Below are 11674 nucleotides of genomic sequence, written 5' to 3'. Positions count from 1 at the left end.
GATCCAGCATAATCAACGAATTCCCTGCAAGATTATTTGCTTTTTTTTATTCTATCATGGGATTTCTTGTTGTCTCTACTACTTCTTCTTAAAACCTTTGCGATTTTCAATACATGTTCAAGGCTTTTCTTTGTTTCATGAAAATTCATGGTGGCCGCCGGATTTCGGGCGATAATGACGTAGTCCATATTTTGTGGAAGCTCATCGTTTAACTCAAAAAAGCTTTGACGGACATAACGTTTAATTTGATTTCTTGTGACTGCCTTTGCAATTTTTTTACTAACGGATAACCCAATTCTAAATTCATCTTGTCCATCTTTTTCAAGATAATAGATAACAAATTGGCGATTCGCAAAAGACTTCCCTTTTTTGAACACTTTCTGAAAGTCCTCGTTCTTTTTAATTCTGCGGCGTTTTTTCATTTTTTGCACCTGCTTATTCTTTTTTCCTCTTCTACCTCATATTATAAAAGAAAAAAGACCACTGAGTATGTTCAGTGGACTTATGCTTATGCTGATAATACTTTTCTTCCTTTACGACGGCGAGCTGCGATCACTTTACGACCGTTTTTAGTAGCCATACGTGCACGGAAGCCATGTACTTTACTATGCTTACGTTTTTTCGGTTGGTATGTGCGTTTCATTTATATGACACCTCCTGATGAAAGTCTATTATCTAAATACTACAGACAGTCTTGGATATTATAGCTATTATCAGGCTACTTTGTCAACTCCCTTTAAAATAATCACTTTAATCTTAAAGAAGTTCTTTATCCCTTTCACGCTATCATGCTAAGTTATCCACACTTAAATGATTTTTACTCTTTTTTCATTGTGAACACTTTTTTATCTTTTTAAAAATATCCACAGCACTTACCTACAGTTTTTACACAAGCTCATATGTTGTGGATAAATCAACGGTGAATAATTATGCATTTTGTGGATAACCTTTTTAAACTCTTGTCATACTTTACTTTTCCTGATACAATTATTGTGTTTTACTCTGTAAATAAATCTTGCTATACAAAGTCTTATCCACAATTGTTAATAACTTGTGGATAATTTTATCCACTGATGTAGAATAAGATTTATCCACAGAATGTGTTTACTGTGATTAACAGTTAGATTATAATCTAATCTTGATATAATTTTTATTTAACCAACTACTGTAATTATTTTATAGAATAGTTTTTTTAGAAAAGGAGAAAGAGCTTGGAACATATTGAAGAGTTATGGGACAAAGTACTCTCAGAAGCGAAGAAGAAGATTTCCAAACCAAGCTTTGAAACTTGGTTGAAGTCAACGAAATTGTTAGCCTACACTGGTGATACTGTAACAATTGCTGCTCCCAATTCTTTCGGCCGTGAGTGGCTTGAAAACCATTATGTACACTTAATCGCAGCAATTTTAGCTGAATTAACAGGTAAGGATTTACACATTCGTTTCGTTGTTCAACAGGATCCAAACATAGAGGATTTTGATATCCCATCTACACCCATTCAAAAAAAGCACGAGGAACAACCTGAAACTTCCTCTGGCATGTTAAATACAAAAAATACATTTGATACATTTGTTATTGGATCAGGTAATCGCTTTGCACATGCAGCTTCATTAGCAGTAGCTGAAGCACCTGCAAAGGCCTATAATCCGCTATTTATCTATGGTGGTGTTGGCTTAGGTAAAACTCACCTAATGCATGCTATTGGTCATTATGTATTGGAACATAATCCAAAAGCAAAAGTAGTTTATCTATCGTCTGAAAAATTTACCAATGAATTTATTAACTCTATTCGTGATAATAGAGCTGAGGAATTTCGTAATAAATACCGTAGTGTAGATGTATTACTAATTGATGATATTCAATTTTTGGCTGGAAAAGAATCAACTCAAGAAGAATTTTTCCATACATTTAATACGCTACATGAGGAATCAAAACAAATCGTGATTTCTAGTGATCGTCCTCCAAAAGAAATTCCAACATTAGAGGATCGCCTACGTTCACGCTTTGAATGGGGTCTAATTACAGATATTGCCCCACCTGATTTAGAAACACGTATTGCTATTTTACGCAAAAAGGCAAAGGCTGATAATTTGGATATTCCAAATGAAGTTATGCTCTATATCGCAAATCAAATTGATTCTAATATCCGTGAATTAGAGGGTGCCCTAATTCGTGTTGTAGCATACTCATCACTTGTAAATGAAGATATTTCGGCAGAATTAGCTGCACAAGCATTAAAAAATATTATTCCTAATGCTACACCTCGGATTTTAACAATTTTAGATATACAAAAGGCGGTAGGCGAGCATTATCATATTAAGCTAGAAGACTTTACAGCTAAAAAACGAACAAAATCTATTGCATTCCCTAGACAAGTAGCTATGTATCTTTCTCGTGAAATGACTGATTGTTCTTTACCTAAAATAGGTGATGAATTTGGAGGCCGTGACCATACCACTGTTATCCATGCTCATGAAAAAATTTCATCACTTCTTAAAGATGATCAAGGTCTTCAACAAGATATTAAGCAGATTAAAAGCATGCTAGGAAAATAATTTTTGCTGTGGATAACAAGAAAGTTAACAACAAATTTATACACAGTCTATCTACATGTGGATAGACTGATTTTATTTGCTTTAAGAGACTTATCCACAAATCCACAGCCCCTATTACTATTTCTATTATTCTTTTAAATAATAAAATAATAAAAAATATAATAAGTGAGGTCATAAACATGAAGTTCGATATCATAAGAGATCGTTTGCTAGATGGATTAAATGATGTCATGAAAGCAGTTAGTTCCAAAACAACTATTCCCATTTTGACAGGTATTAAAATTGACATATCTACTGAAGGTATGACATTAACAGGTAGTGATGCAGACATTACTATTCAAACTTCAATTCCTGTAGAAGAAGATGGAAAACAACTTATCCATGTTCATGAAACAGGTTCAATTGTGTTACAAGCTAAAATGTTCAATGAAATTGTACGTAAATTACCTACAAATGAAGTTGAAATTGAAGTAACTGAAAATTTCCAAACAAGAATTCAATCAGGTAAATCCGATTTCCACTTAATTGGATTAGATGCAACTGAATATCCAATGCTTCCTGAAATATCACCTGATCGACAAATTACTTTACCTGCAGATTTACTTAAATCTGTTATTCGTGAAACTGTTTTTGCTGTTTCTACATCCGAAAGTCGACCAGTGTTGACAGGTGTAAAATGGCAAATTAAAGAAGATGGACTTATTTGTATTGCTACAGATAGTCATCGTTTAGCTCGCCGTAAAGTTACTTTAGACCATACTCCAACTGAAGAAGCAGATGTTGTTATTCCAGGTAAAAGTTTAACTGAATTAAGTAAAATTTTAAGTGATTCAAATACACCTGTAGATATATTTATGACGAACCAACAAGTTTTATTCAAAACTTCAGATGTTTTATTTTTCTCACGTTTGCTAGAAGGCAATTATCCTGAAACTTCTCGCTTAATCCCAGATGAATACAACACAACTGTAACAATCAATGGTAAAACTTTACTTCAAGCTATCGATCGCGCATCATTACTTGCACGCGAAGATAGAAATAATGTTGTCCGTTTTTCAACTGTAGGAGATAACGATATAGAAATTTCATCAAACTCACCTGAAATTGGTAAAGTTGAAGAAGAAATTCATGTAGAGTCACTTGAAGGTGAAGAATTACGCATTTCTTTCAGTGCAAAATATATGATGGATGCATTAAAAGCAATTGATGGACAAGAAATTACGATCCAATTCACAGGAGCAATGCGTCCATTTACGATCCAATCTCTAAATGATGATGCTATATTACAATTGATTTTGCCTGTAAGAACATATTAATTATTTTTCTAATATAACGTGTAAAATTATTTCCCAAAATAAATTAGTATCTGGTACTAATTTATAAAATTTAAGTGATTTATCTTCAAAAGGGTAGTCGATAAGATGACTATCCTTTTTACTTATGAACAAAAGTTCGGTAAAATAGAGATAAGATAGAATGAGAAGTAGAGGATGAAAAATAGTGAATGAGATTGTATTAGAAAGTGAATTTGTAACACTGGGGCAATTTCTTAAAATGACGGATGCAATAAGCTCTGGTGGTATGGCTAAATGGTTTTTGCAAGAAAATAATGTTTATGTAAATGGCGAGGTTGATCGTAGAAGAGGCCGTAAACTACATGTAGGAGATTTAGTGAATATTCCAGGATGTGGTAGATTTTGTCTAATAGAGCCTCAAGGCGAGGAATAGTATGCATATAGAGAGACTAAAGCTGACAAACTACAGGAATTATGAATCTCTCGATTTATCTTTCTCCCCGAAGATTAATGTTTTAATTGGTGAAAATGCACAAGGTAAGACAAATGTTATGGAGTCTATTTATGTTTTAGCTATGGCGAAATCTCATCGTACATCTAGCGATAAAGAATTGATACGATGGGAGAAAGATTATGGTAAAATAGAAGGCGATGTTCAGAAAAAGTATGGTCACCTACCTTTAGAGCTAACTATTTCTAAAAAAGGGAAAAAGGCAAAGGTAAATCACTTAGAACAAAGTCGTTTGAGTGACTATATTGGACAAATGAACGTTGTAATGTTTGCACCAGAAGACTTAACAGTAGTGAAAGGCAGTCCTCAAATTAGAAGGCGTTTTCTCGATATGGAAATCGGGCAAATTTCTCCAGTATATTTACATGATTTATTAACTTTCCAAAAGTTGTTAAAACAACGAAATCATTTACTTAAACAAAATCAAGGCAAACAGACATTGCAAGATGTGATGTTTGATGTATATACAGAACAATATATTGAAGCAGCTGTTAAGGTGATTCATAAAAGATTTTACTTCATGGAGCTATTACAAGAATGGGCGGGTCCAATCCATCATGGTATTTCAAGAAATCTTGAAGAGATGAAAATCCGTTATCGCCCAGTTAGTGGTATGGATGCTGAATGGTCACTTGAACAAATGACTGCTCATTTAACTATGAAATTGAAGGAATCTTTACCTCGTGAATTAGAACGAGGCGTTACACTGGTTGGTCCACATCGGGACGATTTACAATTTATTGTAAACGGCTATGATGTACAAACCTTCGGATCACAAGGTCAACAACGGACAACGGCTTTATCACTTAAATTAGCTGAAATAGAACTTATTAAACAAGAAGTTGGGGAAGCACCCATTTTACTGTTGGATGATGTTCTTTCAGAATTAGATGATTACCGTCAGTCTCATTTACTAAATACGATTAAAGGTGAAGTACAGACCTTTGTGACTACAACGAGTGTAGAAGGTATAGATCATGAAACAATACGTGAAGCAGCAATGTTTCATGTGAAACAAGGTTCCGTGGATACTAAGGAAATCTAGTATTCCGCGGATTTTATAGGTTTAAGAGAGTTAGAAATAATGCATACTATTGCTAGGAAAGAGTAGGTGGAATAATAATGGCAATCGAAGATAATAACAAGCCTGCTGCATATGATGCCGAGCAGATTCAAGTATTAGAGGGGTTAGAAGCCGTTCGTAAACGTCCCGGTATGTATATCGGTACTACAAGTTCCAAAGGGTTACACCACTTAGTTTGGGAAATTGTAGATAATAGTATTGATGAAGCATTGGCTGGCTATTGTACAGATATTACAGTAGCGATTGAAAAAGATAATTGGATTCGAGTAGAAGATAATGGTCGTGGTATTCCGGTTGACACACAAGAAAAAATCGGGAAGCCAGCTGTAGAAGTAATTATGACTGTACTCCATGCTGGTGGTAAATTTGGCGGTGGAGGATACAAAGTATCTGGTGGCCTACATGGTGTAGGTGCTTCAGTTGTGAACGCACTGTCCGTAGAGACAATTGTACAAGTTCACAGAGATGGTCACATTCATGAGATAAGATTTGAACGTGGTAAAACTGTTCAACCGTTAAAAGTTATAGGTGACACTGACCACAATGGTACTACAACACGCTTTAAGGCAGATGCTGAAATTTTTAAAGAGACAACAGTTTATGAATTTGATATCTTAGCACATCGTATCCGTGAACTAGCTTATTTAAACCGAGGTATTAAAATTTCTATCGTCGATGAACGTGGTGAGGAAATACGTAAAAACACTTACCATTATGAAGGCGGTATTAAATCATATGTTGAACATATAAACGAGAAGAAAGAGCCCCTTCATGAAGCGATTGACTTGAAGGGTGAAAAAGATGGTATCTCCGTTGAAATTGCTATGCAATATAATTCAGGCTTTGCCTCTAATATATTCTCTTTTGCAAATAATATTAATACTTACGAAGGCGGTACACACGAATCAGGATTTAAAACAGCACTTACTCGTGTAATTAATGACTATGCCCGAAAAAATAATTTATTAAAAGATTCAGATGCTAATTTATCTGGAGAAGATGTTCGTGAAGGATTAGTTGCCATCGTATCAGTTAAGCATCCTGATCCTCAATTTGAAGGGCAAACTAAAACAAAATTAGGCAACTCTGAAGTGAGCACAATCACAAATTCTTTATTCTCCGAACGCTTTGAAAGATTTTTGTTGGAAAATCCAACAGTAGCAAGAACAATTGTAGATAAAGGGTTGGTTGCATCACGTGCACGTGTAGCAGCTAAAAAAGCCCGTGAAATGACTAGACGAAAATCAGCTTTAGAAGTATCTAATTTACCTGGGAAGCTTGCAGACTGTTCTTCTCGTCATCCTGAAGAATGCGAAGTTTACATCGTAGAAGGTGACTCCGCTGGTGGTTCTGCTAAGTCAGGTCGTGATCGACATTTCCAAGCCATATTGCCACTAAGAGGTAAAATTTTAAACGTTGAAAAAGCACGTTTAGATCGTATTTTATCTAATGCTGAAATCCGAGCTATGATTACAGCCATTGGTACTGGTATTGGCGAAGAGTTTGATTTGCAAAAAGCACGCTATCACAAAATTGTTATTATGACAGATGCTGATGTCGACGGTGCTCATATTAGAACTCTATTATTAACATTCTTCTTCCGCTTTATGCGACCACTTATTGAAGCTGGATATGTCTATATTGCACAGCCACCATTATTTAAAGTGGCACAAGGTAAACACGTAGAATATTGCTATAGTGATAAAGAGTTACAGGCAATTTTAGAACGCCTACCTAAGCAACCAAAACCGGGTATCCAAAGATATAAAGGGCTTGGTGAAATGGATGCTGAGCAATTATGGGACACTACAATGGATCCAGAGCATCGCGTTCTTTTACAAGTTGAATTGGATGATGCTATTGAAGCAGATCAAACATTTGAACAACTAATGGGTGATGATGTTGAACCAAGACGTCAATTTATTCACGAAAATGCTGTTTTTGTAGAAAACTTAGATATTTAGAAATTTTGAAGGGAGGTCTATACTTTGTCTGAAGAAAACAACTCCGGAGTTAAAGGAGTTAATATAACAAAAACAATAAGAACTTCATTTTTAGATTATGCAATGAGTGTTATCGTCTCTCGTGCACTACCAGACGTGCGTGATGGGCTTAAACCCGTACAACGCCGTATCTTATATGGTATGCAAGAGTTAGGCAGTACTTCTGATAAACCGTATAAAAAATCTGCTCGTATCGTTGGGGATGTAATGGGTAAGTATCACCCTCATGGTGACTCTTCTATTTACGAAGCAATGGTTCGTATGGCACAAGATTTTAGCTACCGCTATATGTTAGTAGATGGTCATGGTAACTTTGGTTCTGTAGATGGTGATGGTGCAGCTGCTATGCGTTATACAGAATCACGTATGTCTAAAATTTCTATGGAAATGTTACGTGATATTAACAAAGATACAATTGATTATCAAGATAACTATGATGGTAATGAAAAAGAACCGATTGTGTTACCCGCACGTTATCCAAATTTACTTGTTAATGGGGCATCAGGGATTGCAGTAGGTATGGCCACTAATATTCCACCGCATCAATTAGGAGAAATTATTGATGGTGTATTGGCACTGTCGAATAATCCTGCTATTACAACAGAAGAATTGATGGACATTATCCCAGGACCAGATTTTCCAACCGGAGCTTTAATATTAGGACGAAGCGGTATCCGTAAAGCATATGAAACTGGCCGTGGCTCTATCATTATACGTGCACGCGTTGAAATCGAACAAAAATCGAGTGGTAAAGAAGTAATTGTAATTCATGAGCTTCCTTACCAAGTGAACAAAGCACGCCTAATAGAAAAAATTGCGGAATTAGTACGAGATAAGAAAATTGACGGTATAACAAATATCCGCGATGAATCTGACCGTACTGGTATGCGTGTTACCATTGATGTACGTAAAGATGCAAATGCAAATGTAGTATTAAATAATTTATATAAACAAACAGCTATGCAAACAAGCTTTGGTATTAATATGCTAGCTCTTGTTGATGGGCAACCAAAGGTATTAAGTTTGAAAGAAGCACTTTACCATTATTTAGAACACCAAAAAATTGTTATTCGTAGAAGAACTGAATTTGAATTACGTAAAGCCGAAAATCGTGCTCATATCTTAGAAGGTTTACGTATCGCACTTGATCATATTGATGAAATTATTAGCCTTATACGTGCATCTCAAACAGCTGAAGAAGCTAAAAATGGTTTAATGGAAACATTCGATTTAAGTGAACGTCAAGCTCAAGCAATTTTAGATATGCGTTTACAACGTTTAACAGGTTTAGAACGTGATAAAATTGAAGCAGAATATCAAGAATTATTAGCTCTTATAAAAGAATTAAAAGAAATACTAGCAGATGAATCAAGAATTCTTCAAATCATACATGATGAATTGCTAGAAATAAAAGAACGATTTAATGATGCACGTCGTACGGAAATTACTGCTGGCGGTTTTGAAATGATTGAAGATGAGGATTTAATTCCACGTGAAAATTCAGTTATTACATTGACACATAATAGCTATATTAAACGACTACCAGCTAATACTTACCGTAGCCAACGTCGTGGCGGTCGTGGTGTACAAGGTATGGGAACACATGAAGATGACTTTGTAGAACACTTATTATACACATCTACACACGATACCATCCTATTCTTTACATCAAAAGGTAAAGTATTTAAAGCAAAAGGTTACGAAATTCCTGAATTTGGTCGGACAGCTAAAGGTCTTCCATTAGTCAATTTACTAAATATTGATAAGGAGGAAAAAGTAACTGCGATGATCCGTGTAGCATCATATGATGAAGATGCATACTTTGTCTTCACTACACGTACGGGTGTTACTAAGCGTACACCATTATCTAACTTTGCTAATATACGAACTAACGGTTTAATTGCAATTTCGTTACGTGATGATGACGAGCTAATCTCGGTACGATTAACAGACGGTAAAAAAGAGATTATCATTGGTACACATAATGGTATGTTAGTGCGGTTCAATGAAGGAGATATTCGTTCAATGGGGCGTACGGCAGCTGGTGTTCGTGGTATTCGATTAAGAGATGAAGACTATGTAGTAGGCATGGAAATCATTGAACCTGAGCAAGAAATTCTTGTTGTTACAGAAAAAGGTTATGGTAAACGAACTCCTGAAGGTGAATATCGTTTGCAAAATCGTGGTGGTGTTGGTATTAAGACTTGCCAAATCACAGATAAAAATGGTCCACTAGTAGCTGTTAAAACAGTTGATGGTCAAGAGGACATAATGCTTATGACTATTAATGGTATGCTTATTCGTATGGATATTAATGATATTTCAGTAACTGGTCGAAGTACTCAAGGTGTCCGTCTAATCCGTTTAAGTGATGAAGAATTAGTTGCCTCTGTTGCAAAAGTGAAAAAAGAAACAGATGAAGAAGATCCTGATCTAACTGAAGATGAATTAGAGGAATTGGAGTCTGTAGAAACAACTGAAGAAGAAACTGAAGTGAAAAGTGATAATAGTGAAACTTCAGAAGAATAATTATTCAATAGATAATCTAATCTTGATAGTTAAGAGAGGGACGCGATAAGCGTCTCTTTTTCTATAACGGGGGTTGGAACGTGTTTGAAATTGCATAGCTTGTCATAATAATTTTTCAATATTTATAGATATGTATTCTACTATTACAATTGGAAAATAATTCAGTTACAATAAACCATATATAAAGGAATTACAAAGGGGTAATTTATTTGAAGACTAAATTAGTAAAAGTTTCTGATTTAAAATTAGGTAGTGTTATCGCAAATGATATAAAGGCTAACACCCAATATCCGATTATTTATAAAAATACAAAAATTACTCGTGAACATTTACCAGTATTAAAGGCTTTTCAAATTTCCCAAGTCACGATAATTTCTTCTCCTCTAGGTTCTAATAAGATTGAAAATGAAGATGATGGACTAATACCTATTGAACAAGAAAATATAATAGATTCAGCTTCAATTATGCCTTTTGAAAGAAAATATATAGATGTTGTTAATAAGATTAAAAAGGAATTTATAAACTGGGAATCCGGTAGCAAAGTAAATATTACAAAAGTTAGAACATATATTTTACCTTTAATAGACCTTGTATTAGAAAATAGAGATAAAATATTTACTTTAAATGAATTTTCAACAAGTGAGGATTACATATACCATCACTCAGTGGCTATCAGTTTAATTTGTGCAGTTATTGCACAAAAGATGGGCTATAGTAAAGGGGATATACTCCAAATTGCTATAGCAGGGGCAGTAGCTGACTGTGGAATGGCGAAAATTAATAAAAAGATTAGAGAAAAGACTGGGCCATTAACAGAATATGAGTTCAAAGAGATTCAAGAGCATCCTTATTACAGTCTCCAAATGATCAACAGTATTACAATTCTTAAACAGGAAATGAAAATCGCTGTGTATCAACATCATGAAAGATTAGATGGTAGTGGCTATCCTAGAGGGGAAAAGGGAAGTAAAATCTCAATATTTTCACATATAATTGCTGTTGCAGATGTGTTCCATGCAATGACTTGTGAAAGAATATATCAATCAAAAGAATCACCGTTTAAAGTGTTAGAAATGATCCGAGAAACAGAATTTGGAAAGTTTAACATACAGGTAGTACAAGCTTTAATGACTTGTGTTACGGACTTACCATTAGGATCTAAAGTAGAATTATCAAATGGCTTAGAAGCTTCTATCATATTTACTAATAAAACTTCACCTACAAGACCTGTTATTAAAGTAGTTGAATCAAATGAAATTATTGATCTCTCAAAATATAGAAATATATATATAGAACGTTTAATTTTAGAAAGGTAGCAGGCAAATGATTTTATAGAATTAGGAGAATAAAGAACTGTACTCTATTAGTATTTTTTTACATCAGCAGGTAGTAGCCTTTTTTGAATTTAGATTAAAAAATAGAAAGGAAAACTACCTGTGGTATGCTGCAGAAGTTTAGGATATTGAATTAAAAGTAATTGTGAATCTCCTTCTTACATTTAAAATTTCATTTTCTTTTAAAATAGCATTGACAATCTTTATACTATTAGATATACTATTTAAGTCGCTAACAGATGAAATATTAAATGATAAACATCTTATTAAAAAAAGATGTTGACGTTGAAAATTTATAGTGATATAATAAATGAGTCGTTAAGATAACGACATGATATGAACCTTGAAAACTGAACAAGCAAG

The 11674-nt window shown here is 34.4% G+C and carries 9 protein-coding genes; 7 read left to right on the top strand and 2 right to left on the bottom strand.

Features of this window, described 5'->3' with window-relative positions; translation table 11 throughout:
- Positions 1 to 32 precede the first annotated feature (32 nt).
- Both rnpA and rpmH read right to left on the bottom strand, forming a co-directional pair.
- Positions 33 to 422, bottom strand: coding sequence for a ribonuclease P protein component (gene rnpA, locus CW357_RS12870; protein ID WP_119416619.1), 390 nt, complete (start codon positions 420 to 422; stop codon positions 33 to 35).
- A gap of 86 nt (positions 423 to 508) precedes the next feature.
- A complete protein-coding gene (rpmH, locus tag CW357_RS12865) occupies positions 509 to 643 on the bottom strand; it encodes a 50S ribosomal protein L34 (RefSeq protein ID WP_066791201.1) in 135 nt (44 codons plus the stop codon).
- A 568-nt stretch (positions 644 to 1211) separates the two neighbouring features.
- On the opposite strand from rpmH, the gene dnaA reads away from it, so the two are divergent.
- From dnaA to CW357_RS12830, 7 genes are all read left to right on the top strand, one after another.
- Positions 1212 to 2555, top strand: a complete 1344-nt coding sequence (gene dnaA, locus CW357_RS12860) for a chromosomal replication initiator protein DnaA (protein ID WP_119416618.1) — start codon at positions 1212 to 1214, stop codon at positions 2553 to 2555.
- Between the two features lie 179 nt (positions 2556 to 2734).
- Positions 2735 to 3871, top strand: coding sequence for a DNA polymerase III subunit beta (gene dnaN / locus CW357_RS12855; RefSeq protein ID WP_124218264.1), 1137 nt, complete (start codon positions 2735 to 2737; stop codon positions 3869 to 3871).
- Between the two features lie 184 nt (positions 3872 to 4055).
- Positions 4056 to 4283 carry a S4 domain-containing protein YaaA gene (gene yaaA, locus CW357_RS12850; RefSeq protein ID WP_124218263.1) on the top strand — a complete coding sequence of 76 codons (228 nt, stop codon included), beginning with the start codon at positions 4056 to 4058 and terminating at the stop codon, positions 4281 to 4283.
- A 1-nt stretch (position 4284) separates the two neighbouring features.
- A complete protein-coding gene (recF, locus tag CW357_RS12845) occupies positions 4285 to 5406 on the top strand; it encodes a DNA replication/repair protein RecF (protein ID WP_124218262.1) in 1122 nt (373 codons plus the stop codon).
- Between the two features lie 77 nt (positions 5407 to 5483).
- Positions 5484 to 7409 carry a DNA topoisomerase (ATP-hydrolyzing) subunit B gene (gene gyrB, locus CW357_RS12840; protein WP_119416614.1) on the top strand — a complete coding sequence of 642 codons (1926 nt, stop codon included), beginning with the start codon at positions 5484 to 5486 and terminating at the stop codon, positions 7407 to 7409.
- Between the two features lie 24 nt (positions 7410 to 7433).
- Positions 7434 to 9977 carry a DNA gyrase subunit A gene (gyrA, locus tag CW357_RS12835; RefSeq protein ID WP_119416613.1) on the top strand — a complete coding sequence of 848 codons (2544 nt, stop codon included), beginning with the start codon at positions 7434 to 7436 and terminating at the stop codon, positions 9975 to 9977.
- A 209-nt stretch (positions 9978 to 10186) separates the two neighbouring features.
- Positions 10187 to 11293 (top strand): HD-GYP domain-containing protein, encoded by a 1107-nt coding sequence (locus CW357_RS12830; protein WP_124218261.1) that lies wholly within the window; start codon positions 10187 to 10189, stop codon positions 11291 to 11293.
- Positions 11294 to 11674 lie beyond the last annotated feature (381 nt).

The sequence above is a fragment of the Rummeliibacillus sp. TYF005 genome, from assembly GCF_003844195.1.
Lineage (GTDB): Bacteria > Bacillota > Bacilli > Bacillales_A > Planococcaceae > Rummeliibacillus.
This window is presented reverse-complemented; position numbering and strand designations above follow the sequence as displayed.

What these genes read in the sequence shown, in the direction of transcription:
- rnpA (WP_119416619.1), bottom strand. Translation starts at nt 422, where the DNA reads ATGAAAAAACGCCGCAGAATTAAAAAGAACGAGGACTTTCAGAAAGTG.
- rpmH (WP_066791201.1), bottom strand. Translation starts at nt 643, where the DNA reads ATGAAACGCACATACCAACCGAAAAAACGTAAGCATAGTAAAGTACAT.
- dnaN (WP_124218264.1), top strand. Translation starts at nt 2,735, where the DNA reads ATGAAGTTCGATATCATAAGAGATCGTTTGCTAGATGGATTAAATGAT.
- recF (WP_124218262.1), top strand. Translation starts at nt 4,285, where the DNA reads ATGCATATAGAGAGACTAAAGCTGACAAACTACAGGAATTATGAATCT.
- gyrB (WP_119416614.1), top strand. Translation starts at nt 5,484, where the DNA reads ATGGCAATCGAAGATAATAACAAGCCTGCTGCATATGATGCCGAGCAG.